Genomic DNA, 25,809 nt, shown 5'->3' with positions numbered 1-25,809 from the left:
GCCAAACGAGCGAATGCCCCCAGACCGATTGATGATCTTTATGCGAGTAGTGCCAGTCGCACCCTTGAATGGCGTGCACAGCCCGTGACGAAGGCTTTGTTTTTTGGCAAATCGTATCATCAATCGAAACAAAAAGGGGTTGATTCTTCCGTTTGGCCAGTCGTTCGACCTGGGAAAGGATCCACTCTTGAAGCTTCCCAAGCAGCCTTTCCTCGTTCCAAGGGCTTTTCGTGAAAAAGTGACTGAGCGTCGTTCGATGATTCGGATGAAAGCTCCAGTAATGAATATCAGTCAATGTTCCCGAGAATCCCTTGGTGGTCAAGGCATCGACAATATGAATGAGATGCTTGATGACCGGTTTGGAAAGCTGCAGCGTCAACCCCAGCGTGAAGAAAAACTTGTGGATTCCTTGGTGATGTGCTAATCTATTCATGAGACATGAACCTCCTTGTGGATAGTTGGTGGTACATCTATTCTAACCAAGGAATCGGGTTCATGTCTCCTTTTTTGTTTAGTTGTCAATTTATGTCAGTGAATTTGCTCATCTACAGATGAAAAGATGTTTCAGCGTCTTGGTCCGAATACAGGATATGATTCGATTCATGACTTTTTCCTTGCCCAGCCGTTAAATGCCTTTCTTAATGAGCTAGAGTGTCGCGATCAACTGCCAAAAACGATTGTGTACACATTAAACCCTGCTTATAACTATATTGTCGCCTCAACGGTCGGCAATTTTCAATCAGAAGGAGTAAAAGGGAAAGTTCAATTTGGCGCAGCTTGGTGGTTCAATGATCATCAAGATGGCATCATCAGACACTTGACGGATCTTGCCAATGTCGGTGTGTTCAGCACGTTTGTCGGAATGTTGACCGATTCAAGGAGTTTTGTGTCTTATGTACGCCACGAGTATTTTCGCAGAATTGTATGCAATTTGATCGGTTCATGGATTGAAAAAGGAGAGGTGCCACAAGACTATGATTTTTTAGGGAAAATCGTTCAAGATGTATGTTACTTCAACGCGAAACAATACTTTCAAGTCGGCGTGAGTGGGGGATGAGATCAGAATGAAAATGACGTTTCGCTGGTTCGGAAAGGAACATGATACTGTTTCATTAGATCATATTCGGCAAATTCCAGGAGTTGAAGGAATCGTTGGAGCTCTATATCATATTCCAGTCGGTGAAGTATGGCCGCTTGATGATATATTGGAACTCAAACAGCAGGTAAATGAAAAAGGATTTCATCTTGAAGTCATTGAGAGCGTCAACGTCCACGAAGATATTAAACTTGGTTTACCCTCGCGAGATCGATATATTGAAAACTATAAACAGACGATTCGCAACTTGGCGAAAGCAGGAGTGAAAGTGATTTGTTACAACTTTATGCCGATTTTTGACTGGACCCGTTCTGATTTAGCCAAAAGGCGGCCTGACGGGTCGGCGGTGCTTGCCTATGAGAAACAAAAGATCGAACAAATCGATCCGGAGGAAATGATCGAACGCATTGAAAGTGGAGCGAACGGGTTTTTGCTTCCGGGATGGGAACCGGAACGTTTGAAAACAATCAAGCCTCTTTTTTCGCTATATAAAGGGGTAACCGAAGATGATCTATTTGACCATTTGCGTTACTTTTTGGAACAAATCGTTCCAGTGGCAGAAGAGTGCGGCGTTCGGATGGCTCTTCATCCTGATGATCCACCCTGGTCGGTGTTCGGATTGCCGCGAATTGCGACCAATAAGGAGAATTTGGAGCGGATCGTCCATATGGTCAACAGCCCGGCGAACGGGTTGACATTATGCTCCGGGTCGCTTGGAGCCAATCCGGCCAACGATGTTCCGGGCATTTTCCGCCACTTTTTGCGAATGGAACGAGTGCCATTTGCCCACGTCCGGAATGTCGAAATTCACGCGAATGGCGATTTTGAGGAAACGTCTCATCGCAGTTGCGACGGTTCGTTGAATATATGCGAGATTATGAAAGCGTTGCATGAGGCTGATTTTCAAGGGTACATTCGACCGGATCACGGTCGAATGATTTGGGGGGAACAAGCTCGTCCAGGTTACGGGTTGTACGATCGGGCGCTTGGCATTATGTACTTGCTTGGCATTTGGGATAGTTTGGAGAATGAAAAAAAGAAGCAGGAAGGTGAGAAGACATGCTCCCGATCCATCCAAGTTTAAAAGGAAAGGTAGCAGTCGTAACGGGCGGGGGTGGGGTATTGTGCAGCTGCATGGCGAAAGAGCTAGCCCGCCAAGGAATGAAAGTGGTGATTTTAAACCGAACGCTCGAGAAAGCTGAAAGAATCAAGGATGAAATTGAAGAGCAAGGAGGTGAGGCGCTGGCCATTTCGTGCGATGTTCTGAATGTCAAACGGGTCAAACAGGCGGCAGAAATGGTAGCGGAAGTTTACGGACCGTGTGATGTCCTGATTAATGGGGCAGGCGGAAACCATCCGCAAGGCATTACGACAAAGGAAATATTCGAGTTGCAGGATCTAGAGAATCAAGACATTACAACGTTTTTCGATTTGACGACAGAAGGGTTTTCCTATGTTTTTGATTTAAATATTCTTGGGACGATCATCCCGACGCAGCATTTTCTCAAACAGATGGTGGGCAGAGGGGGAACCATCATTAATATTTCCTCGATGAGCGCTCCGCGGCCGATGACGAAAGTGCCGGCGTACAGTGCGGCTAAAGCGGGAATTGAAAACTTCACGAAATGGTTGGCTGTGCATGTCGCCGAGATCGGGGTTCGCGTCAATGCGATTGCCCCGGGGTTCTTTTTGACGAAACAAAATGAACATCTTTTGAAACATCCTGACGGATCGTATACAGAGCGGACGAAAAAAATTTTGATGCATACACCAATGCGGCGGCTCGGCAAGCCGGAAGACTTGCTGGGGACTTTGCTTTGGCTTGTGGATGATCAAATGAGCGGATTTGTCACTGGAACGACTGTTCCTGTTGATGGCGGCTTTTTGGCTTATGCCGGAGTTTGAAGGGAGGATAAACAAAGCCTCCCCTCTTTTTTTGACTTATGATATACTGGTAAAAAGCAAGAAAGGACGAAAAGGGTGGATGAATCATGCGCACCGGTTTGCTAGATGGAAAGTTGTATCGGGCTTGTGAATGGATTACAAGACTTGCATACATCAATCTATTGTGGCTTTTTTTTACCGTCCTTGGACTTGTCATTCTCGGCATTGCGCCGGCGACGGTGGCGCTGTTTACGATCGTAAGAAAGTGGCTTCTCTTTCACGATCACGATGTTCCAGTGCTGAAAACATTCGTTCGCACGTATAAAGGTGAATTTTGGCGGGCGAACCGGATTGGGCTTTTGTTGATGGCGGTAGCGTATATTTTCTATATCGATCTTTTATACCTCGCCCACGTGCCAATAGAATGGAGATTTCCGTTTTCTGTTGCTTTGCTGATCATTTTCATTTTTTATACAGTGACGCTTTTATATGTGTTTCCGATCTATGTGCATTACGAATTGCGCTTTTGGCAATATATCAAATATGCCTTTTTCATTGGAATGGCCAATCCATTCATGACGCTCGTGATGCTGATGAGTGTTGGGGTCTTGTTCGTCTTATTGATGTATATTCCGGGGCTGATCCCGTTTTTCAGCATCAGTTCGCTCGCCTTGGTGGTGATGAGCGGCGCATTGCGTGTATTTCGCAAAACAGAGGAAAGGCTGGAGGTCAGGAAACAAGGGGGGTGATGATATGAACACCTTCCCTTAAGAGTAATGTAGAAAAAGGTCCATTATGGCTTAAAAGAAGCTTAAGCGGACTAAGGTGTTGTCAACACAAGCGATCAAAAAGGCTGGTTTAAAAGGATGCTTGTCTTCTCGATGAAACACCGGATATAGAAGTGAATTCGTTCAATACAGTATATATAGAAAGAGGATGCCTCGTTGCTGTTGAGACATCCTCTTCCTTGCTGGAGACACCTATGTGCTTTTGGCTGTCTATTTGTGGTCGATAATAGCCCAATATGCGGGTTTGACTTTGTAATCCGGTCCAAAAACGAACGGCGCATCTTTTCCTTTCCCTTTTTCCACTTTTGCGTACGGAGCGTTCGGGTCAACCACAACATTCCCGTTGGCGTCATAGTACACATCCGCACGGCTGTCGAGCCACGTATGATTGTCGGCGATGCCCCAGAAGGTGACGTTGCTAATTTTATCGCTCAACTTTTCATACAGTTTGAACAAACGATCATAGCGCGCTGCCTGATCCAAAAACTTTTGTTTTGGAATGGCGTCATACGTCGGGTAAGCGCGCGGCGGCCAACCGTACATGCTCACATCAAGCTCAGTGATTTGGTTGTCTAAGCCGAGAGCGGCGAACATGTTAATCGTTTTCTCGATTTCTGCTTCAGAAGGCCAGCCGATTTGAATGTGGGATTGATGGCCGATGCCGTCAATAGGAACGCCCTCTTCTTTTAATTGCTTCACCAAGTTATAAAGAGCGCTTCGCTTTGGTTCCACTTCGGTATTGTAATCATTGATATAAAGTTTAATCTTGTTGCCGCCATATTTTCTCGCTGTTTGGAATGCCACTTTAATATAATCGATGCCGGCGATTTGATACCATGGAGAGTTGCGCAGTTTTCCGTCGTCCCCCACAACCTCATTTACAACGTCCCAGTACTTAATGTCATCTTTGTACCGCTCGACGATCGTTTTAATATGAGTTTCAAGTCGTTTTAACAGCAGTTGTTTATTTTGTTCACGTTTCACTGGATCTGTTTCATTAACCATTGGCTTGCCTTCCTTGTCAAGAAAGAACCATTGAGGTACTTGGCTATGCCAAACGAGTGTATGGAAGCGAATATCCATGCCATTCTTTTTGGCGAATTGGACGATCTTGTCGGCTTGTTCAAAGTTAAATTTCCCTTCCTCCGGCTGAATGTTGATCGGTTTCATAACATTTTCAGCAACAATGCTATTGAAGTGGCGTTTTAGCATTTGGGCGTCTTTTTGGTTCAGCAGCTGATTTGGTTCAACAGCCGCCCCAATTGTGAATGAGTTTTTGTAGCGTTGATCCAGTTGTGGGGCATGCAATGCACTGATGCTGGGTTTGTTTGCATAAGAATCGGCACTCTCAGCAGATGTGGCGGTCATTCCGATAGGAAGCAATAGCGATAGAGCTAATCCAACAGTTACTGGTTTACGCATGACATTCCACATACCCATCGTTCCTCCTTCCTTCATATCGCAATATAGGGATGAAAGGGTTTTTCCTTTCGAGGAAAGGTGTTGCATTTCCCTAATTTCATTTTATCACGACCAACTTTGTTTGTAAAACAAATATACTAACTATTATGTATATTATAATTATTAATTCGATTATGGATATGTTGCCGATGCGAGCTGTTCGCTCTGGAACAATCAATAATTCGGTGCGCGAGAACTCCAATGAACAGGGATATAACATCTCTCCCTTTGCTTAATGATTTAACGGGCGCTATCATCAGCAATGGGAGAAGGAGATATTTCACTGAATTGGCGGATAGTACGTGAATACCACTATTGAGAATTTAAAAAATTCTGTATATAATTAGTTTGAATAGTAAACATACTGATTGCAACCATTTCATCCTTATTGTTTCTGAATAGAAGAAGTTTTAGGTAGAAAGCAACATGCTGAAGGGACAAGAGCAGGGGGTGAACTCAAAATGGCTGGACATGCTTGTTTTGTGCGCACACTTCGATGAGTCATTTTCATGCCAAGGTGGCGGGCAAGGCTCGTTTATGAAAATTTTTTGTGAACAAACAATAGAGTTTTATGGCAGCCAGCGTATTAATTGAAAGGAGACAGAATAATGGTAGTCACCGTTCAGGAAGTACTAGAACGATTAACAGTGTCGATAGGGAAAATCTCGAATACTGTGGATGCCCTTAAGTACGGTGATCCTAATATGAAAGTAAAAGGGATGGCAATTAGTTTCATGCCTACATATCGCGTGATTCGGCAAGCTATTTCAGCGGGCGCCAACTTCCTTATCACTCATGAAGGGTTGTTTTACAGTCATACTGACCATACTGAAATGATGAAAAAGGATCCGGTATATCAAGAAAAGATTCGCTTGATTCGCGAGTCGGGCATCGCCATTTACCGATTTCATGATGGTTGGCATCGATATCAACCGGACGGAATTATGGTAGGCCTAATCCGCGCTTTGGGCTGGGAAACGCATATCTCCAAATATTTGCCCACTGCGGCAATTATAGTGATTCCTCGCATGACTGCAAAGGAAATAGCTAAATATGCAAAAGAAAAGTTGCATGCCCCATTCGTGCGGATTACAGGAGATTTATCTGCCCCATGTACTCGTATTGGGCTATTAGTGGGGTATCGAGGCAGCGGATCGCTGTCGATTCCATTGTTTGAACAGGAGCACCTTGATGCGATTATTTGCGGAGAGGGACCTGAATGGGAGACACCAGAATACGTTCGCGATGCTGTGCATCAAGGAAGGCGAAAAGCACTGATTGTACTGGGGCACGCGGAAAGCGAAGAACCGGGCATGAGGTACTTGGCTGAGTGGTTGGGATTGCAATTTCCTGATGTCCCAGTCCATTTTATTCAAGAAGCTCCGCTCTTTCAAGTAGTTTGATAGAAAACTTCAAGGGAGGCAATGCGAAATGAAAATCGGTCGAGGGGAAAAGTTGTTGTTTATTGGCGATTCAATTACTGACTGCGGTCGTGCTCAGCCGGAGGGGGAAGGCTTGTTTGGCGCGCTGGGAACCGGGTATGTAGCGTATATCGATGGTCTCCTGCAGGCGGTTTATCCAGAGTTGGGGATTAGGGTTGTCAATAAGGGAATCAGTGGCAATACGGTGCGGGATTTGAAAGCAAGGTGGAAAGAAGATGTCATCGCACAAAAACCGGACTGGGTATCGATTATGATCGGCATTAACGATGTTTGGCGGCAGTATGATTTGCCATTGATGAAAGAAAAACATGTATACTTGGATGAATACGAAACAACACTCCGCAGTCTTGTCCTCGAGACAAAACCGCTTGTAAAAGGCATGATTTTGATGACGCCGTTTTATATTGAGGGAAATGAACATGATCCGATGCGCCGCACGATGGATCAATACGGCCGTGTTGTCAAGCAAATTGCAGAGGAAACAGACAGCCTCCTTGTCGATACCCAAGCAGCTTTTAATGCGGTATTAAAAACGATTTATCCGGCCGCTCTTGCTTGGGATCGTGTTCATCCATCTGTTGCGGGGCATATGATTTTGGCAAGAGCTTTTTTGACGGCGATCGGTTTTGATTGGAACAAGCCCAATGGATTGAGGGGATAGGCAATTGAGCCAATCGGCCCTTACTGGCTGAATCTTTTCTTTCCTCTTCTCCTTAGGGTGTACCTTTTCATCTTCTCAAGGAAATGAAAGATAATTTCTGAAATTTAAGCATGATTAGTTGTAATATTCTAAAAATGGTGATAAAATAAAGACAGATAGTTTGTGATATAAATAAACTATCTAATTGTTACTGGAGATTGGTAAGATCTAATATTCGACAGTAAGGAGAAAAAGTGTCTACTATTTCTTCGGATGCGGATGGGTTAAAAGAGATAGGTTTACGACGAACGACCACTAACGTCATAGACAATTCTTGTACTAGGCATCTAATTATGCGGTATTTTGTAAGCGGTTTATTTAGGAGGTGGCATTTGGTTCATCAACAAGGATATAAAGCAGTAATATCATTCGGGAGTGAGGAAGATGCGCAGAAGATATTATTGCTTAAAAACCTGAACCGATTGTCGGTTTTAACTAAAATCAACGGTATTTGATGGCAATATAGCACCCATTTTGCCCAGGGCATATACACTTAGATTAAGTACGAGAAGTCCATATGGGTGCGGATATGGAAGCTAGTTAATGAAAAAATAATAGATCAACAGAGGAAAGGATGAGATAAATTATGGAAATGCTTAAAGTCACTAAAAATAAGATTACTGACCAAAAGGGAAACCCTGTTCAGTTGAGGGGTACTTGCATTGGTGGCTGGATGAATATGGAGGATTTTATTAATGGCTATACGGGTTCAGAGCACGCGTTGCGCCATATGGTAGCTGAAGTGATTGGGAAAGGGAAGGCCGAGTTTTTGTTTGAGAGAATGCAACATTATTTCTTCGGGGAAGATGACATTCGGTTTATTAAAAGTTGGGGAGCCAATGTTATTCGTCTGCCGCTAAACTATCGGCATTTTGAGGATGATGAGCACCCGTTCACTTACAAGGAAAGTGGATTTGAGCGTTTGGATCATATTATTAACCTTTGTGAGAAGTATGAATTATACGTTATTTTAGATCTCCATGCGGTTCAAGGATATCAAAATACCCATTGGCATTCGGATAATGATATCCGTCATAGCTTGTTTTGGCATGACCGGACGTACCAAGATCGGTTTGTTGCCTTATGGGAGGAGTTCGCGCGCCGTTATCGGGGAAGAGCGGTTGTTGCTGGCTACAATTTGATGAATGAACCGTGTGTGAATACCCCACATGGGGATTACCCACATACGTTTTTCAATAATTACAAGCCGGATTGGGACAGGATTAACCGCATTTACCGGCGGACGGTTGAAGCCATACGCAATATTGACCCAGACCATATTATTTTCCTTGAAGGAGATCAGTATTCTAGATTGTTCGACGGATTGGAAGCGCCGTTTGCGGACAATCTTGTTTATAGTAGCCATAACTATACAGCGGCAGGATTTGGACCAGGGCCGTATCCAGGAGTGGCAGATGCAAAAAATGCCCGTGTGGATGGAGGGAAATATTGGGATAAAGAAGTACAAAGAAAGGAGTTTCAAAATCACCAAGGCACAAAGTTTGCCCAAAAATATCATGTTCCGCTTTGGGTAGGGGAGTTTGGTTCCGTGTATAATGGACCGGCTCATGAAATTCCTGACCGTTTACGGGCCATGGACGATCAAATTAGTATTTTCGAAGAGTTTGGTGCGCACTGGACAACATGGACGTATAAAGATGTCGGAGTAATGGGGCTCGTCACTCTTGATCCGGAATCAGAATACATGCAGCGGATCGCTCCGATCATTAAGCTAAAACATGCACTAAACACAGATGATTGGATGGTCTGGCTTCCGGGGTTTCGGGCAAGAAAGATGGTTGAAGAATTGGCGTCCCATCTCGAAGAAGTGATTGGGGATCCTGGGATTGTTCACAGTCATAATGTCGCTTGCCTCTCGCAAGCTATTTTAACAGTCTATACAGGGGCATTGATCCAGCCAACGTATGCAAAACTTTTTAAAGATTTATCAGAGGAAAAAATTGATGACATTATGCAGTCGTTTGCGTTTAAAAATTGCAAAATCAACCAAGGTTTGTTGGAGGTGCTGACGAAATACGCTAGTCAGTCCGTTTCCAATTCGTGAGTAACAAAATATAGAAAGAAAATAGCATTGGTTTAGTTTGTATTGTTCGTTTATCAAAGGATCTGATAGGGGGTGATGGTTCAAAAGACAATCTCTAGAGGACTGGTGATTTAGTGAAAAATCGGCCTAAAACGTATTTTTTCAAGTTGGGAAACCTTTTAAAATCAGCTCTTTCCCTGCGACAGAAAACACCAATTGAGCCGGAAATCAAGGTTTTTCACCAGCCTTCTAGGTTAACCTCGATAAAGAAACCTTTAATAGAAAAATAATAGCGAAAGGGGACGAGGGGAAATGTTTAAGTTTTTAAAAAGGGGTAAACTGTTTGCTTCAATTTTACTGGTTATTCTTTTGGCAGCCTGCCAACCAAAAGCTCCTTCAACAAATACAAGTAGTTCGGGTAAACCGAACTCTGGAGAAAAAACATTAACCGTTTGGCATATTGAAACAGGCGAGTCAGAGGTAGCTCTTAAGAATGCCGCGAAGAGGTTTGAGGAGAAACACCCGGGTGTAACTGTGAAGTTGGTAAGATATGAAAACGACCCGTACAAAACAAAATTAAGTGTTGCCATGGGCGGCGGAAATCCTCCTGATGTTTTTCATTCTTGGGGAGGGGGATGGCTAAAAAACTTTGTTGATGCTGGCCAGGTAATGGATATTACAAATAAAATTGACAAAGACAATTATTTGGAAGTAGCAATTTCTCCTGCTACTTATGATGGTAAGATTTATGGTGTACCAGTTGGGATGGATATTGTCCCTGTTTGGTATAATAGGGAAATTTTTGAAAAGTACAACCTTAAGGAACCCAAAACATATGATGAATTTTTAGAAATTATAAAGACACTAAAATCAAAGGGAATTATTCCTTTAGCATTAGCCAATAAAACCAAATGGCCTGGTTCTTTTTATATGATGTATTTGGCAGAAAGAATTGGTGGTAAGGATTTGTTTAATGAAGCTTTTGGGCGCACCGGTAGGGGATTTGATGATGAAGCATATGTCCAAGCAGCAAGAAAAATTCAAGAGTTAGTGAAAATGGGGGCGTTTCCAGAGGGAGTAAATGGCTTAAATTATGATACAGGTCAATCGAGACAGTTGCTGTATACAGGAAAAGCCGCAATGACTATTGATGGGAGCTGGTTCTTAGGTACAATCAGAAAAGAAATGCCAGAGTTTGAGGAAAAACTAGGATTTTTTATGTTCCCAATAATTGAAGGTGGAAAAGGTACTAATAAAGATATTGTAGGTGGGGTTAGTCCAGTTTACTCAGTTTCGGAAAAAAGTCCAAATAAGGACCTAGCGGTTGAGCTTATAAAAGAGTTTGCAAGCAAGGAAACGGCGCAAGAAATGGCAAATAAAGCTGGGGTTATCTCGGCCGTAAAAGGCGTTAAATATGAGGATGGTTATATTAAAAAAATCAATAGTGTTTTAGAAAACGCAGAATTTATGCAAACCTATTATGATCAAACTCTCCCAACTGAAGTTGCAACTGAACATTTGGATACAACTCAAGCACTTTTCGGATTATCAATAACTCCTGAGGAAGCAGTAAAAAGAGTGGAGCAAAAGGCTAAAGAAGTCATAGAAAAAAAATAAAGCAATAACAATTACAATTACAATACGATTATTTAATGGGATGTCATATAGGATTCCTGATCCTGTGGGTACCTAATTCAACGCCAAATAAAAAACAGACGGAAGGTATTGTAAGGATCAGGGCCATATGGCATCCTTGTATAAAAGAGGAAGGGGGAGGAGAAATTGTGAAAATGACTGTTAAGCAGTTGTCGACTGCCTCTATTCCTATGACAGCAGTTGGCAAGAAAAAAGTAACTTCTAAAATTAAACAAGGCCTAGTAATCGGAAGTTTTTTAGCTCCTGCATTGCTCGTGTATGGTATTTTTGTTTTATATTCCATTGTGATGACGTTTTACTATAGCCTCTTCGATTGGTCAGGGATTGATAATACTTTTAAATTTATCGGTTTACAGAACTACATAAAGCTTTTACATGATGAGTTGTTTTGGGCTTCCCTAAAAAACAATTCATTGCTGGTTTTTTCCTCTTTATTAACCCAATTGCCTCTTGGTCTAATAATGGCTTTATTGCTATTTAGCCCAATAAAGGGGATGCGTTTTTTTAGGTCGGTTTACTTTATGCCATTCTTAATGTCTACGGTGGCTATAGGCATCTTATTTACATTTATGTATGACGGGAACTTTGGAATAGTAAATCATATTTTAGGATTGCTCGGTTTGGACTCATTACAAAGGGCATGGCTCGGGAACGAAGATACCGCCATTTGGGCAGTTATTGCTACTATTTGTTGGCAGTATGCTCCATTCTATATGGTTTTATTTAGGGCGGCGATTGTAGGGATTCCGGAAGAACTTTATGAGGCTGCCATGATTGATGGAGCGAACTCAAGGCAACGCTTTTTCAAGATAACACTACCATTGTTAATGCCAACAATTGTTACCTCAAGTATTTTATCGATCATTGGTTCGTTGAAGTATTTTGATTTAATTTATGTAATGACCGGCGGGGGACCTAATAATTCCACAGAACTGATGGCGACGTACATGTATGAGGAAACATTTACAAACTTCAATATGGGCTACGGAAGTAGCATATCTTTTTCTATGTTTTTGATTGCATTCATAATCACTGTTATTATTGTCTTCTCTGAACAAAAAAGAAAAGGAGGAAGCTAAATGGCTTTTATAAAGAAAATAAGCAGTATGCCCCTTTATCTATTGGCCATTATCTTGCTGATATTTACCGGCCTACCGTATTTCCTTATGGTAAGTTCATCTTTTAAAAGCCAGCTTGAATTTATGACCTCACCTTGGTCTTTTCCTAAAGATTTTACCTTAGACAATTATTCCGCAGTACTTTCATCGAGCTTTCTCCGTTACTTTGGCAATAGCCTAATAGTTTCAACAGTTTCTGTGGTTATAGTAATTGTTATATCCGCAATGGCCAGCTACCCATTGGCAAGAATGAAATTTAGATTAAACAGACCTGTTTTCATCCTTTTCCTGATCGGGATGATGATCCCGATTCATACCACACTAATTCCAATTTATTTGTTAACGATTAACATTGGATTGTATGATACGATTTGGGGATTAATCGGTCCATATGTTGCATTTTCAATACCTGTATCGGTTGTAATATTCACCCAGTTCCTACAAGAAATACCTGTTGAATTAGAAGAATCAGCCAAGATTGATGGCTGCGGGCCATTTAGGTTGTTTTGGAAAATTCTGTTTCCGCTTTTAAAACCGGCTGTAGCAACGGTGGCCATTTATAACTTTATTCATATTTGGAATGAGTTTATTTTTGCGCTAGTTTTAACAAACTCAAAGGAAAATTCTACCTTACCGTTAGGACTAAGGGAGTTTTATGGCGAGTTTTCTGTCAATGTGCCAGGAATAATGGCAGCGCTCACATTGGGAAGTCTGCCTCTATTATTAGTATATTTTGTGGCTCAAGAAAAAATTGTGAAGGGGATCGCAGCAGGGTCTGTGAAGGGTTAAGAAGGTTAGGGAAAAAAGATTTATTAATAACAAAACAATAAAATGTTATGGGGAGGAAAAACATGAAAGTGAACAAACAATATCGCCTGTCTTACACATCAAGAGCACAAGAAATTGTAAATCAAATGACATTGGAGGAAAAAGTGTATTTAATGAGCGGTAAGGTATCAATGGAGCAAATGGTGGATGACTTTTCCAACGGGAAACACTATAATTGGATACCGTATCCGGCTGGTGGCAACGAACGACTTGGTGTTCCTGAAATGAAGTTTGTTGATGGGCCGCGTGGGGTTGTTTCAGGGAACAGCACATGTTTTCCCGTAACGGTGGCAAGAGGTGCGACTTTTGATAAAGACCTCGAGCGGCGGATTGGCCAGGCGATTGGAAAGGAAATCAGGGCGCATGGTGGTAACTTGTTTGGGGGAGTTTGCATTAACCTCCCTCGAAATCCAGGCTGGGGACGAAGTCAGGAAGTGTATGGGGAAGATTCTTTCCTTTTGGGAGCGATGGGGTCGGCATTAGTTGAGGGAGTTCAAGGAGAAAATGTCATTGCCTGCATCAAGCATTATGCTTTTAACAGTATGGAAAATGCAAGATTTAAAGTGAATGTTAAAGCAGATAAACGGACAGAACGCGAAGTGTATCTAGCCCACTTCAAGGACTGTGTTGACGCAGGAGCTGCCTGTGTCATGAGTGCTTATAACTTGTATCAAGGTGTGCATTGTGGACATAGTGATTATCTCTTAAACCAAGTTCTAAAAAATGAGTGGGATTTTGATGGGTTTGTGATTAGTGATTTTATTTGGGGAGTGAAAGATACAGTTGAAGCTGCAAATGGTGGAATGGATATTGAAATGTGTCATACGAAATACTTTGGTGAAAAGCTTATAGAAGCGGTTAAAAATGGCCAGGTAAGTGAAGAAACAATTAACAAGGCTGCGTTGCGCATTGTCAGAACATTGCTTGCATTCACAGAAGCAGACAGTAAAGAGTACAGTAAAGACTTAATTGGTTGCAAGGAACATATTAATTTGGCCTTGGAAGCAGCAGAAAAATCAATGACTCTGCTGAAGAATGATCAAAATGTTTTACCGTTTTCGAAAGAGAAGACAAAACGTATCGCTGTTATCGGAAAACTTGGAAACCAGGAAAATATAGGCGATCACGGATCGAGCAGAGTATTTCCAGAGTATGTTGTAACACCTCTGGAAGGGATAAAAAGAATCGCGGTGAATAGTGAAGTGATTTTTAATGATGGACAGGATTTGCTTAAGGCAAAAGAACTGGCAAAAACAGTTGATGCTGTTATATTTGTTGTGGGGTACAATCACGACGATGAAGGTGAGTTTATCGAGAATGCCGATGATACGAATACCTCTCAAATAATCGGCGAGGGTCACAGGTTTGCTGCTGGCGGAGACCGAAAGGGTTCGTTGGGGCTTAAGCGTGATGAGATAAAACTTATCAAGGAAGTTGGACCTTTAAACAAAAATTCAGTCGTTGTTTTAATTGGTGGAAGTATGATTATGATTGAGGAATGGAAAAATGATGTTTCCGCGATATTAATGGCATATTATCCTGGCATGGAAGGCGGAACTGCAATTGCAAAAACACTATTTGGCGATGTAAATCCTGGAGGCAAATTGCCCTTTGTTATTCCAGCTCATGAAAGTGATTTGCCACAAACTGATTGGGAGGCAACAGAAATAACATACGAATATTATCATGGGTATGCAAAGTTGGAAAAGGAAGGAAAATCCCCTTCATTACCTTTCGGTTTTGGCTTATCTTATACTACATTTAGTATATCAAATGCAAGGTTTGAGGTCCGGAACAATCAAATTATTGCGTCCTGTGAGGTTGAAAACACGGGAAACCGTGAAGGTGATGAAGTAGTTCAAATGTATATAGGGTTTAGTCAGTCCAAGGTTGACCGGCCAGTTAAGGTATTGCGCGGATTTGAACGGGTATCACTTAAACCGGGAGAGAAGAAGGTAGTGAGTATTGCATGTCCAATCGAGAAAATCAAATGGTTTAACCCGGATACAAATAAGTGGGAGCTAGAAATGATGGATTATGAAGTTTATATCGGAAATAGCAGCGATAGCAAAGATTTAATCGCAGGAAAGGTAAGTATAGGCAGTCATGTAAATAGCTAAGGAGCTCACGGACCACTTTAATATCAAAAAGGAACATTTCTAGAGGGAGGATCGCAATGTTGGAACATTTACAAAGTACAACAACATTGCATAACGGTGTAAAAATGCCTTGGTTAGGGTTAGGAGTGTTTCAAGTAAAAGACGGAGAAGAGGTTGTAAATGCTGTAAAAGCAGCTCTTGAAGTCGGTTATCGGAGTATTGATACAGCTGCGATTTACGGAAATGAACAGGGAGTAGGAAAAGCTATTGCGGAGTCAGGTATTCCTCGTGATGAATTATTTATTACAACGAAAGTTTGGAATGCGGACCATGGCTATGAATCTACATTAGCTGCTTTTGATGAAAGCATAAAAAAACTGGGATTAGACTATTTAGACTTGTATTTAATTCATTGGCCGTTACCCTCTCGGGGAAAATATGTTGAAACATGGAGAGCGCTTGAGAAACTTTATAAGGATGGGCTTGTTCGCGCCATTGGTGTGAGCAATTTTAAGATTCATCATTTAGAAGAAATTATGGCAAACTGTGAAATTAAACCGATGGTCAATCAAGTAGAGTACCATCCACGGTTTAACCAAAAGGAGCTACATGATTTTTGTAAAAGTCATGGTATACAGCTTGAAGCGTGGTCACCGTTAATGCAAGGAAGACTTCTTGACGATCCCGTGTTAGTTGAAATTGCAAATAAATACAATAAATCAGCCGCACAGGTCATCATCCGCTGGGATTTACAAACCGGGGTAGTCACCATTCCAAAATCTGTGAAACCTCACCGTATTGCAGAAAATGCGGATGTCTTTGATTTTGAGCTTTCGCAGGAAGATATGGATAAAATAAATGCTCTTAATCAGAACAAACGTATGTTTGCAGATCCTGATGAATTCGACAAAGTATAAATAAGAGTATAGAAAATGACAAAGGAAACGCCCACGAGCAAGTTTTGCTTGCTACTTAAGGATGAAAATGACGATTTACAAACAATGATTTTTATACAAATATGATGTTCAAATTTTTAGAGGATATCTTCGCCGGACAGAATAAAAGAAATTCTCTATTGTTTAGAAGGGGGGCGACGATTGTGTCAACTGTTAGGTACCCTTATATTGAGTGTAAAGTTAACCCATACCGAGACAATGTTCAAGGAAAGGCCAACGAGCCGATATGCGTCGCCGGGCTGCTCGACCGTGCGAAACAAATTTTAGGCCCTGAACTAAAAGGGGTGCAACCAGACTGGACGCTGGAGGAAATTTATGACCGGCTGCACCACAATGCCCCGAGAATTGCGATTATTGGCGGGTCGCCTGACCATCCGGCCCACATTATGGATTTTCAAACGATCGCCCGGGCGGCGATTCGCATTTGGCAAAATGGCGGTGTGCCGTTTCAATTTTCGACACCGGTGATGTGCGACGGGACGGCGCAAAGCAACCAAGGCATGAGCTATTCGCTGCAAAGCCGCAACGCCGTGGCGCAAATGATTGTAAACCAGCTGGAAGCGCACAGCTACCACGGGGCGTTTGTCATTCAAGGGTGTGACAAGCAGCCGCTTGGCGTAGTCAGCGCGTTGGCCCATCTTGACCGCGTCCGCCGCGAGCGGGGGGAGCCGCCTTTCTTCGCGACATTTGCGCCAGCCCATGTATTAAAAGGCGGGACGATTCCGCCTAAGTTGTATGCCGAGCTCGAGGAAGTCGCCCGGCGGGCGGAACTTGCCGGGGAAGAAGACATTGCCTATGACTTGCGGGATGCGCTCGCGTATATTTTGCAGTGCTCTTCCAACACGGCGTTTCAAGGGGTGCTCGAACGGGCGAGAGGAAAAGGGCTCATCACGAAAGAGCAGCACGAAGACTATGAAAAACGGTTGGCGGTGGCGACCTGCGACAGCCAAGGCGGAGTGTGCGCCTTTAACGGAACCGGCAACAGCTCCCGGCATTTGATCGCCGGATTGGGATTGATTCATCCCGCCTTGGAATTGCTCGCCGCCCCGCCGACGCAGGAGCAAATAAATATGGCGTTGGACAGCCTCGCCCATTTAATGAATGATCCGGTGTATGGAGTGGCCAATATTATGGCGGCCAACATCAAAAACGCGATTCGCATCCACAGCGCCACCGGCGGATCGACGAACATTATGATGCATATTGTGGCGGCTATGCTTTATGGGGGCTATCAGTTCGACCTGTGGGAGTATGATCGCATCCACCATGAAGTGCCGGTGCCGGATTTATTTGACTATAGTTTAACGGAAGGAAGAGACATTTTCGCACTGGCTGTTCAGTGCTGCAGCGGGAAGATCCGGGGAATGGAAACAGTATTCCATGAACTGATGAACAATGGAGTGCCGATGGATGTGGATGCTCCGACGGCAACCGGAACGACATGGCGGGAAAGACTGTCTGTCAACCAAGCGCAGCTGTCGGCGCAAAACGTCGAGCATAACCCGGTCATCTTATCCAAACCGAGACGGCCGTTTAGCGGGGTCGACGTGTTGTCAGGCAACTTCTTTGAAAGTGCGGTGGTGAAAATCAGCGGCATGGCGACAAGGCAAATTGACGAGTTTGACAAGAAAGTCGCCTTTGTCCTGTATTACGAGAACGAAGACGATGCCAACGAGGGGCTGCTTGATGTCCATTTGTTGGAAAAAATCAAACAAAACCGCTGTTTTCACCATCAAAGCTTGCTCGCTGCCTTGAAACATAACGCGCCGCATTTGTTTGAGCCATTGAAAGATCATGAATATGACGACCTGTTTGATGCGATGGCAAGGGAAGGGGCGCTGAAAATCGCGGTTGTGATCTCCGGCCAGGGGCCAGAGGCATTTGGCATGCCGGAAATGTTCACCCCGATGCAGCATATTAACGCGAACAGACAGCTAAAACGGATCGCGACGCTGATCAGCGACGGGCGGTATTCAGGCGTCACGTACGGGGCGGCCATCGGACATATGACGCCGGAAGCCATTCGCGGCGGAGGCATTTTGTATTTAAAAACGGGGGATCTTCTCTACATTGGCCTTCGTGAGCGGAGAATCGAATTTGTCGATGAATTGGCGTTCCGAAATGGAATTCTGCGGTTCGAGTTTGAATCGATCAAGCAGGAAAGAACGGAAATCGCCAACCAACGCGTAGCGGCGATGCGCAAGCGCCAACGGCGGATTGCGGCGAGCAACCGATTGATTGGGCATACCGATGCCGCCCATGGAGTTGTTCCGCTGCCGATTGCCGAAGAGGCCGTGTATGACTACAAAAAGGATGTTGTCCTTCCTACAGTCAAACGATCATAACGGGAGGATTGAAGTGATTCTTGCCTTCTCAGCATCTCCCAGCCTTCGGCCAAAATAACGGACACCGTGCTCGAGGAGGAAATCCGGCTGCTGCAAAATGCGGCTGAACAGATCTCAAAAGAAATGGGGTATATCCGCCCTAGCCGTTTATCTGTGTAATGAAGCGGCTTCTTTCTGACAAGATGATAAAACAGAGTTTTTTAATATCAAACAGTAAGGGGAGAGGGTTATGAGAATTATTCGCTACTTAGAAGATTCACAGGAAATAGTAGCCGCGGTTACCGATGATAATATCGTGTATCCGCTCCCGTTCCGCGATTTGATGAAAGTGGTTCGCGAGGCAAAACATCGCCAAATGTCGACCGTCAGCTATATTCAAACGCTGATTAGCGGAAAACAAGGGATCCACAAAGAGATAGGGGAATTGAATTTGCTTGTGCCGATTGTCGCCCCTGAGGTATGGGCGTCGGGCGTCACCTACGAGAAAAGCCGCGAGGCGAGAAACTATGAAACGGTCGAGAAGGCAACAGGCCAGGAAACGTGCTATGACCGGGTGTACAACGCGGAAAGGCCGGAACTCTTTTTGAAATCAACTGCGGCGCGTACGATTGGCCCGAATGCCCCCGTGTATTTGCGCAGTGATTCCAACTGGCAAATTCCGGAGCCGGAACTTGGACTGGTGATCACCCGAGAAGGGGAAATCGTCGGGTATACGATTGGAAACGATATGAGCTGCCGGGATATCGAGGGGGAAAATCCGTTATACTTGCCGCAGGCGAAAATATGGAAGCATTCGTGCGCCATTGGGCCGGCGATCCGCCTGACGGAGACAGTAGAAGACCCGTATAACTTGCAGCTGACTTGCCGCATTTACCGCAACGGCCAACTTGTCGTTGAAGAAAGCGCCAATACAAGACAGTTGAAACGAACATACGATGAGCTAGTGTCCTTCTTGATTCGCGATAACGAAGTGTTTGACGGCACGGTATTGTTAACGGGAACGTGCATCGTTCCCCCGAATCAGTTCACTCTCCAAGAGGGGGATCGGATCGAAATCGAGATTCCTGAAATTGGAGTGCTGTCCAATCCAGTCCAATCGCTGATTCGTCAAACAATCATTCATCAATAATGGATAGAAGGAGTGGGGAGAACATGGCAGTCCAAACCGAAATCAAAACATACTTGAACTACATTAACGGCAGCTGGGTCAGCTCCGTGAGCAATCAGGTCGAACCGAGCCTCAACCCGGCGAATCGGCATGACATCGTCGGGTATGTCCAACGTTCGACACTCGAAGATTTAAATGCCGCTGTAGCCGCGGCAAAACAGGCGCAAGCATCGTGGCGGAAGCGGTCCGGGGTTGAGAGGGGAGAGTATTTGTATAAGGCCGCTCGCCTTTTGGAACAGCGCCTTGACGATATTGCCGAAACGATGACAAGAGAAATGGGGAAAACGCTTGCTGAAGCAAAAGCCGAGACGATGCGGGGCGTCCATATTTTGCGTTACTATGCCGGCGAAGGAGCGCGGAAAGTGGGCGATGTGATCCCATCGAGCGACAGTGAGGGGTTGATGTTTACGACCCGCGTTCCGCTTGGGGTTGTCGGGGTCATTTCGCCATGGAATTTCCCTGTCGCCATTCCCATCTGGAAAATGGCGCCGGCGCTTGCCTACGGGAATACAGTCGTGTTAAAACCGGCAAGCGAAACAGCGGTGACGGCGGCGAAGGTGATCGAGTGCTTCCACGAAGCCGGTTTCCCGAACGGGGTCGTCAATATGGTGTGCGGTTCCGGATCGGTCATTGGCCAAGGGATTGCGAATCACCCCGATATTGACGGCGTGACGTTCACCGGCTCGAATGCTGTCGGAAAACAAGTCGGAAGAGCCGCGTTTGAGCGCGGGGCGAAATACCAGCTTGAGATGGGCGGAAAAAATCCGGTCATTGTGGCCAAGGACGCGGATTTGGATTTGGCGGTCGAAGGCACGATCAGCGGCGGGCTGCGTTCGACAGGGCAAAAATGCACCGCGACGAGCCGCGTCTTCATCGAGAAGGAAGTGTATGAGCCGTTTAAAGCGAAACTTCTTGAGCGGGTCAAACAGCTGAAAATCGGCAATGGCCTGGATGCGGACACATGGATGGGGCCGTGCGCCAGCGAGTCGCAATTGAATACGGTTCTTTCCTATATTGAGAAAGGGAAAGCGGAAGGGGCGAAGCTCCTTTACGGTGGAAAAAGATGCCTCGACGGCGAACTAGCCAACGGTTTTTACGTTGAACCGACGATTTTTGAAGAGGTCAACCTTCAAATGACGATTGCCCGCGAAGAGATCTTTGGCCCGGTATTGGCGTTGATTCCAGTTGACAGCATTGAAGAGGCGATTCGGCTCGCCAACGATACAGAATACGGGTTGAGCGCCTCGCTTTATACGAAAAATATCGGGAATGCGCTGCAGTTCATTCAAGACATCGAGGCCGGGCTCATTAAAGTCAACGCGGAGACGGCAGGAGTCGAGTTTCAAGCGCCGTTTGGCGGTATGAAGCAATCGAGCTCCCATTCGCGGGAACAAGGGCAGGCAGCGATTGAGTTTTTCACATCGATTAAAACGGTATTTGTGAAAGCCAGTGAGTAAGGTTAAGTAGCTAAGTAAAAACGTGTAGTTATTTCCGCCTCCAATATAAAAATGAAAATCAACAGTTTATAACCAATGGATTTCGTGCCTAAGCGGCATGTCATGCACGCTTATATGTCTTTTGTATGAAAAATTTAGCATTTTTCCTAGGGGGATCAGAAATGATCAAAATCAAAAATCCTATTTTAACCGGTTTCCATCCCGATCCATCCATTTGCCGGGCGGGAGACGACTATTACATTGCGGTTTCGACGTTTGAGTGGTTTCCGGGGGTGAGAATTTACCATTCGAAAGATTTAAAGAATTGGCGTTTGGTGGCGCGGCCATTGAATCGGTTAAGCCAATTGAATATGATCGGAAACCCGGATTCCGGGGGCGTTTGGGCGCCGCATTTGTCGTACAGCGACGGGAAGTTTTGGCTCATTTATACGGATGTGAAAGTTGTCGAAGGCCAGTGGAAGGATGGGCACAACTATCTTGTGACGTGCGACACGATCGATGGCGAGTGGTCGGATCCGATTTATTTAAATAGCTCTGGGTTTGACCCGTCTCTCTTTCACGATGAGGACGGAAGAAAATACTTGGTGAATATGTATTGGGATCACCGCGTCGGCCATCATCCGTTTTACGGGATTGTGCTTCAAGAATACAGTGTGGAACAGAAAAAATTGGTTGGTGAGCCGAAAATTATTTTCAAAGGAACGGACTTAAGAATTACAGAAGGGCCGCATTTGTATAAAATCAATGGTTATTATTATTTATTGACGGCGGAAGGGGGAACGCGATACAACCATGCGGCGACGATTGCCCGTTCGCGCTCTCTCTATGGTCCGTATGAGGTGCATCCCGACAATCCGCTGATTACGTCTTGGCCTTACCCGCGCAATCCGTTGCAAAAGGCTGGCCATGCGTCGATTGTCCATACTCATACGGACGAATGGTTTCTTGTTCATTTAACTGGTCGGCCGCTGCCAAGGGAGGGACAGCCGTTGCTGGAACATCGCGGCTATTGCCCGCTCGGACGTGAAACGGCGATTCAGCGGCTTGAATGGAAAAATGGATGGCCTTATGTGGTCGGGGGAAACGGTCCTTCGTTAGAAATTGACGGGCCGAACGTTAAAGAAGTTCCGTGGGAAAACGATTACGATGAAAAAGATGATTTTGATGGTGATACATTAAACCACCATTTTCAAACATTACGAATTCCTTTAGGGGAAGACATCGCTACCTTAAAGGCCCGTCCGGGACATTTGCGGCTGTACGGAAGGGAATCGCTCACTTCCCGGTTTACACAGGCGTTTGTCGCCAGACGATGGCAGCATTTTACCTTTGTTGCGGAAACGAAAGTCGCGTTTCGTCCGACGACTATCCAACAATCGGCTGGGCTCGTGAACTACTATAATACGCAAAACTGGACAACACTGCAAATCACATGGCATGAGGAAAAAGGACGGATTCTTGAATTGATGACATGCGACCATCTCGTGGTTGATCAACCGTTGCGGGGACGGGAGATTGTCGTTCCTGATGACGTTGAGTATGTGTATTTACGGGTAACCGTGCAAGCGACAACATACAAATATTCTTATTCTTTCGATGGAATGGACTGGATCGATCTTCCCGTCATGTTCGAATCATATAAACTGTCGGACGACTATATCAAAAGCCGCGCGGCGTTTACCGGGGCGTTTGTCGGCATGCATTGCCGGGACGGTTCAGGACAAAACAACTACGCCGATTTCGACTACTTTTTGTACAAAGAATTGTAGAATACTTTGTTTATATGATAGACAAACAAATGTGAAAGCGTTATAATAAAACCGAAGCAAGCCATTTTCGCTGATTGAACTTGATTCATGATGAAGGGGGACCTAGGCATGGCTTATTTTCCGAATATCGGCAAGATTGCGTATGAAGGACCGGAGTCGCGCAATCCGTTGGCGTTTAAGTTTTATAATCCGGAAGAAAAAGTCGGCGACAAAACGATGGAGGAGCATTTGCGCTTTTCGGTCGCGTATTGGCATACATTTACCGGGGACGGATCGGATCCGTTTGGCGTCGGCAATATGATTCGTCCGTGGGACAAATACAGCGGGATGGATTTGGCGAAGGCGCGCGTGGAGGCGGCGTTTGAGCTGTTTGAAAAGCTGAACGTTCCGTTTTTCTGCTTCCATGACGTCGACATTGCGCCAGAAGGGGAAACGCTCAGCGAGACGTATAAAAACTTGGATGAAATCGTTGATATGATTGAAGAGTACATGAAAACAAGCAAAACGAAGTTGCTGTGGAATACGGCGAATTTGTTCAGCCATCCGCGCTTCGTTCACGGGGCGGCGACGTCGTGCAACGCCGATGTGTTCGCCTATGCGGCGGCGAAAGTGAAAAAAGGGCTCGAGATCGCCAAACGGCTCGGGGCGGAAAACTACGTGTTTTGGGGCGGCCGGGAAGGTTATGAGACGCTTTTGAACACAGATATGAAGCTCGAACTTGACAATTTGGCCCGCTTCTTGCACATGGCGGTTGACTATGCGAAAGAAATCGGCTTTGACGGCCAGTTTTTGATCGAGCCGAAACCGAAAGAACCGACGAAGCATCAATATGACTTTGACGTGGCGACGGCGTTGGCGTTCTTGCAGACATATGGGCTGAAAGATCATTTCAAATTCAATATTGAAGCGAACCATGCGACGTTGGCGGGCCATACGTTTGAACATGAGCTGCGCGTCGCCCGCATTCATGGCATGTTGGGCTCGGTCGATGCCAACCAAGGCGATACGCTGCTTGGCTGGGATACGGACGAATTCCCGACCGACTTGTATGCGACGACGTTGGCGATGTATGAAATTTTGCAAAACGGCGGCCTTGGGCGCGGCGGCTTGAACTTTGACGCGAAAGTGCGAAGAGGTTCGTTTGAACCGGAAGACTTGTTCTACGCCCATATCGCCGGGATGGACAGCTTTGCGATCGGCTTGAAAGTCGCGCATCGCTTGTTGGAAGACCGCGTATTTGAACAGTTCATCGAAGAGCGGTACAAAAGCTATACGGAAGGCATCGGCCGCGAGATCGTCGAAGGGACGGCGGACTTCAAAAAGCTTGAGGAGTACGCCTTGCAGCTTGGCGACATTCGCAATACGTCCGGACGTCTTGAGCGCTTGAAAACGTTGCTGAATCAATATTTGCTCGAAGTCAGCGCGCCGAGTGGATCTCGTTCGTGAAAGAGGGATGAGCGTGGAATATGTCATTGGCGTCGATTTAGGAACAAGTGCGGTGAAAGTGTTGCTTGTCGACCGCAATGGGCAAGTCAGAGGGGAATGGACCGAGTCCTATCCCCTCTACCAGCCTCATTCCGGCTATAGTGAGCAGCGCCCGGACGATTGGGTGGAGAAGACGATTACGGCGTTGCGCCGCGTTTGGGAAACGGCGGGCATTTCTCCGGAGTCGGTCGTGGGCTTGAGTTTTTCTGGGCAAATGCACGGGCTTGTGCTACTTGATGGCGACGGGAACGTCGTGCGCAACGCGATTTTATGGAACGACACGCGAACGACGGAAGAGTGTCGGATCATTGAAGAAAAGGTCGGCCGCGATCAGTTGCTTTCCATTGCCAAAAATGAGGCGCTCGAAGGGTTTACGCTGCCGAAACTGCTGTGGGTGAAAAATCATGAACCCGAGCTGTACGAGCGGGCGCGGGTGTTTTTGTTGCCGAAAGATTATGTCCGCTTCCGCTTGACCGGGCACATGGCGATGGATGTATCGGATGCGGCGGGGACGCTGCTGTTGGATATCCAAACGAAAACGTGGAGCGAGGCGATCGCCCGGGCGGTCGGCGTCGATCTTTCGCTTTGTCCGCCGCTTGTTGAGGCGACGGCATGGGTCGGGACGCTGCGTCCGGAGGTGGCCGAACAGACCGGGCTGCCGGTATCGGTGAACGTGTTCGCCGGCGGGGCGGACAACGCCTGCGGCGCGGTTGGCGCGGGCATTTTGGCAGAAGGCCGCATGATGTCAAGCATCGGCACATCCGGCGTCGTCTTGGCGTATGAGCAAAGTGGGGAAAAAGATTTCGCCGGACGAGTGCATTACTTCAACCATGCCGAGCCGAACGCCTACTATATTATGGGGGTGACGCTGGCGGCGGGCTACAGTTTCGACTGGTGGAAGCGGACGTTTGCGGAAGACGTGCCGTTCGCTGAGATTGTAAAATGCGCGGCCAAGTCGCCGATCGGTGCGAACGGGTTGTTGTTTACGCCGTATTTGGTCGGCGAGCGGACGCCTTATGCGGACGCTGATATTCGCGGGTCGTTTATCGGCATCGACTCGCGGCAGACGAAATGGGATTTCGCCCGCGCGGTCATGGAAGGGATTACGTTCTCGCTCAACGAGTCGGTGGAGATCATCAAAGCGAGCGGCAAAACGATCGACTCGGTCGTCTCGATCGGCGGCGGGGCGAAAAGCGCCGAGTGGCTGCAAATCCAAGCCGATATTTTCGGTCTGCCGGTCGAGAAGCTGAAAAACGAACAGGGGCCGGGGCTCGGCGCCGCGATGATCGCTGCGTGCGGCGTCGGCTGGTTTGATTCGCTCAAGGAATGCGCCGACGCGTTCAAACAAGTCGATTCCATCGTCGAACCGCGGCCGGATGCGGTGGCGAAATACAAAGAGCTGTTTGCGATTTATCGCGATGTATATCCGCGTACGAAAGAACTGGCGAAACGGTTAAAGGCGTTTCGGCCGTGACTTCTCTCCCCCAAACCGGCTGGTGGGTTGGGGGAGAAG

The 25,809-nt window shown here is 45.8% G+C and carries 19 protein-coding genes and 2 pseudogenes; 19 read left to right on the top strand and 2 right to left on the bottom strand.

Annotated features, from left to right (window positions below):
* Window positions 1-433, bottom strand: a pseudogene (locus tag ABS784_RS12500) (IS701 family transposase); the annotation flags it as partial.
* A gap of 111 nt (window positions 434-544) precedes the next feature.
* Here ABS784_RS12500 and ABS784_RS12495 point away from each other — a divergent pair.
* The 4 genes and pseudogenes from ABS784_RS12495 to ABS784_RS12480 all read left to right on the top strand — a co-directional run.
* Window positions 545-1,057: pseudogene (locus tag ABS784_RS12495) on the top strand (glucuronate isomerase); the annotation flags it as partial.
* Window positions 1,058-1,064: 7 nt separating this feature from the next.
* On the top strand, window positions 1,065-2,180 hold the full coding sequence (gene uxuA / locus ABS784_RS12490) for a mannonate dehydratase (protein ID WP_352512675.1): 1,116 nt from the start codon (window positions 1,065-1,067) through the stop codon (window positions 2,178-2,180).
* Window positions 2,156-3,001 carry an SDR family oxidoreductase gene (locus ABS784_RS12485; RefSeq protein WP_352512673.1) on the top strand — a complete coding sequence of 282 codons (846 nt, stop codon included), beginning with the start codon at window positions 2,156-2,158 and terminating at the stop codon, window positions 2,999-3,001. Before uxuA ends, ABS784_RS12485 begins: the two co-directional genes overlap by 25 nt.
* A gap of 86 nt (window positions 3,002-3,087) precedes the next feature.
* Window positions 3,088-3,729 carry a YesL family protein gene (locus ABS784_RS12480; RefSeq protein WP_352512671.1) on the top strand — a complete coding sequence of 214 codons (642 nt, stop codon included), beginning with the start codon at window positions 3,088-3,090 and terminating at the stop codon, window positions 3,727-3,729.
* Between the two features lie 249 nt (window positions 3,730-3,978).
* Here ABS784_RS12480 and ABS784_RS12475 read toward each other — a convergent pair whose 3' ends face one another.
* A complete protein-coding gene (locus ABS784_RS12475; protein WP_352512669.1) occupies window positions 3,979-5,202 on the bottom strand; it encodes an endo-1,4-beta-xylanase in 1,224 nt (407 codons plus the stop codon).
* Window positions 5,203-5,655: 453 nt separating this feature from the next.
* Here ABS784_RS12475 and ABS784_RS12470 point away from each other — a divergent pair, with 453 nt between their 5' ends.
* From ABS784_RS12470 to xylB, 15 genes are all read left to right on the top strand, one after another.
* On the top strand, window positions 5,656-5,823 hold the full coding sequence (locus tag ABS784_RS12470; RefSeq protein WP_160164937.1) for a hypothetical protein: 168 nt from the start codon (window positions 5,656-5,658) through the stop codon (window positions 5,821-5,823).
* A gap of 14 nt (window positions 5,824-5,837) precedes the next feature.
* Window positions 5,838-6,632: a Nif3-like dinuclear metal center hexameric protein gene (locus ABS784_RS12465; protein WP_352512667.1), complete on the top strand. Its 795-nt coding sequence runs from the start codon at window positions 5,838-5,840 to the stop codon at window positions 6,630-6,632.
* A gap of 28 nt (window positions 6,633-6,660) precedes the next feature.
* Complete coding sequence (locus ABS784_RS12460; protein WP_352512665.1) at window positions 6,661-7,332, top strand: SGNH/GDSL hydrolase family protein; 672 nt, start codon at window positions 6,661-6,663, stop codon at window positions 7,330-7,332.
* 625 nt (window positions 7,333-7,957) lie between these two features.
* Window positions 7,958-9,436 (top strand): glycoside hydrolase family 5 protein, encoded by a 1,479-nt coding sequence (locus ABS784_RS12455; RefSeq protein ID WP_352512663.1) that lies wholly within the window; start codon window positions 7,958-7,960, stop codon window positions 9,434-9,436.
* Window positions 9,437-9,727: 291 nt separating this feature from the next.
* Window positions 9,728-11,032 (top strand): extracellular solute-binding protein, encoded by a 1,305-nt coding sequence (locus ABS784_RS12450; RefSeq protein WP_352512661.1) that lies wholly within the window; start codon window positions 9,728-9,730, stop codon window positions 11,030-11,032.
* A gap of 173 nt (window positions 11,033-11,205) precedes the next feature.
* Window positions 11,206-12,150, top strand: coding sequence for a carbohydrate ABC transporter permease (locus ABS784_RS12445; protein ID WP_023633588.1), 945 nt, complete (start codon window positions 11,206-11,208; stop codon window positions 12,148-12,150).
* Window positions 12,151-12,978: a carbohydrate ABC transporter permease gene (locus tag ABS784_RS12440; protein ID WP_023633587.1), complete on the top strand. Its 828-nt coding sequence runs from the start codon at window positions 12,151-12,153 to the stop codon at window positions 12,976-12,978.
* 62 nt (window positions 12,979-13,040) lie between these two features.
* Window positions 13,041-15,137, top strand: a complete 2,097-nt coding sequence (locus ABS784_RS12435; protein WP_352512658.1) for a beta-glucosidase — start codon at window positions 13,041-13,043, stop codon at window positions 15,135-15,137.
* Window positions 15,138-15,193: 56 nt separating this feature from the next.
* Window positions 15,194-16,033 carry an aldo/keto reductase gene (locus ABS784_RS12430; protein WP_023634176.1) on the top strand — a complete coding sequence of 280 codons (840 nt, stop codon included), beginning with the start codon at window positions 15,194-15,196 and terminating at the stop codon, window positions 16,031-16,033.
* A 182-nt stretch (window positions 16,034-16,215) separates the two neighbouring features.
* Window positions 16,216-18,417: a dihydroxy-acid dehydratase domain-containing protein gene (locus ABS784_RS12425; RefSeq protein WP_352512655.1), complete on the top strand. Its 2,202-nt coding sequence runs from the start codon at window positions 16,216-16,218 to the stop codon at window positions 18,415-18,417.
* Between the two features lie 229 nt (window positions 18,418-18,646).
* On the top strand, window positions 18,647-19,546 hold the full coding sequence (locus ABS784_RS12420; RefSeq protein WP_352512653.1) for a fumarylacetoacetate hydrolase family protein: 900 nt from the start codon (window positions 18,647-18,649) through the stop codon (window positions 19,544-19,546).
* A 23-nt stretch (window positions 19,547-19,569) separates the two neighbouring features.
* Window positions 19,570-21,042, top strand: coding sequence for an alpha-ketoglutaric semialdehyde dehydrogenase GucD (gucD, locus tag ABS784_RS12415; protein ID WP_352512651.1), 1,473 nt, complete (start codon window positions 19,570-19,572; stop codon window positions 21,040-21,042).
* A gap of 161 nt (window positions 21,043-21,203) precedes the next feature.
* Window positions 21,204-22,811 carry a glycoside hydrolase family 43 protein gene (locus tag ABS784_RS12410; protein ID WP_352512649.1) on the top strand — a complete coding sequence of 536 codons (1,608 nt, stop codon included), beginning with the start codon at window positions 21,204-21,206 and terminating at the stop codon, window positions 22,809-22,811.
* A 108-nt stretch (window positions 22,812-22,919) separates the two neighbouring features.
* Window positions 22,920-24,257 (top strand): xylose isomerase, encoded by a 1,338-nt coding sequence (xylA, locus tag ABS784_RS12405; RefSeq protein WP_352512647.1) that lies wholly within the window; start codon window positions 22,920-22,922, stop codon window positions 24,255-24,257.
* A gap of 13 nt (window positions 24,258-24,270) precedes the next feature.
* Window positions 24,271-25,770 carry a xylulokinase gene (gene xylB / locus ABS784_RS12400; RefSeq protein WP_352512645.1) on the top strand — a complete coding sequence of 500 codons (1,500 nt, stop codon included), beginning with the start codon at window positions 24,271-24,273 and terminating at the stop codon, window positions 25,768-25,770.
* Window positions 25,771-25,809 lie beyond the last annotated feature (39 nt).

The sequence above is a fragment of the Geobacillus sp. G4 genome (assembly GCF_040327975.1).
Classification (GTDB): Bacteria; Bacillota; Bacilli; order Bacillales; family Anoxybacillaceae; genus Geobacillus; species Geobacillus thermoleovorans.
Note: the sequence above shows the minus strand (reverse complement) of the source record. Positions and strands in the feature narration are given on the sequence as shown.

Bases quoted from the DNA above. Each gene is read 5' to 3' on its own strand.
- uxuA (WP_352512675.1), top strand. From the start codon at position 1,065: ATGAAAATGACGTTTCGCTGGTTCGGAAAGGAACATGATACTGTTTCA.
- ABS784_RS12485 (WP_352512673.1), top strand. From the start codon at position 2,156: ATGCTCCCGATCCATCCAAGTTTAAAAGGAAAGGTAGCAGTCGTAACG.
- ABS784_RS12480 (WP_352512671.1), top strand. From the start codon at position 3,088: ATGCGCACCGGTTTGCTAGATGGAAAGTTGTATCGGGCTTGTGAATGG.
- ABS784_RS12475 (WP_352512669.1), bottom strand. From the start codon at position 5,202: ATGTGGAATGTCATGCGTAAACCAGTAACTGTTGGATTAGCTCTATCG.
- ABS784_RS12470 (WP_160164937.1), top strand. From the start codon at position 5,656: ATGCTGAAGGGACAAGAGCAGGGGGTGAACTCAAAATGGCTGGACATG.
- ABS784_RS12465 (WP_352512667.1), top strand. From the start codon at position 5,838: ATGGTAGTCACCGTTCAGGAAGTACTAGAACGATTAACAGTGTCGATA.
- ABS784_RS12460 (WP_352512665.1), top strand. From the start codon at position 6,661: ATGAAAATCGGTCGAGGGGAAAAGTTGTTGTTTATTGGCGATTCAATT.
- ABS784_RS12455 (WP_352512663.1), top strand. From the start codon at position 7,958: ATGGAAATGCTTAAAGTCACTAAAAATAAGATTACTGACCAAAAGGGA.
- ABS784_RS12450 (WP_352512661.1), top strand. From the start codon at position 9,728: ATGTTTAAGTTTTTAAAAAGGGGTAAACTGTTTGCTTCAATTTTACTG.
- ABS784_RS12445 (WP_023633588.1), top strand. From the start codon at position 11,206: ATGACTGTTAAGCAGTTGTCGACTGCCTCTATTCCTATGACAGCAGTT.
- ABS784_RS12440 (WP_023633587.1), top strand. From the start codon at position 12,151: ATGGCTTTTATAAAGAAAATAAGCAGTATGCCCCTTTATCTATTGGCC.
- ABS784_RS12435 (WP_352512658.1), top strand. From the start codon at position 13,041: ATGAAAGTGAACAAACAATATCGCCTGTCTTACACATCAAGAGCACAA.
- ABS784_RS12430 (WP_023634176.1), top strand. From the start codon at position 15,194: ATGTTGGAACATTTACAAAGTACAACAACATTGCATAACGGTGTAAAA.
- ABS784_RS12420 (WP_352512653.1), top strand. From the start codon at position 18,647: ATGAGAATTATTCGCTACTTAGAAGATTCACAGGAAATAGTAGCCGCG.
- gucD (WP_352512651.1), top strand. From the start codon at position 19,570: ATGGCAGTCCAAACCGAAATCAAAACATACTTGAACTACATTAACGGC.
- ABS784_RS12410 (WP_352512649.1), top strand. From the start codon at position 21,204: ATGATCAAAATCAAAAATCCTATTTTAACCGGTTTCCATCCCGATCCA.
- xylA (WP_352512647.1), top strand. From the start codon at position 22,920: ATGGCTTATTTTCCGAATATCGGCAAGATTGCGTATGAAGGACCGGAG.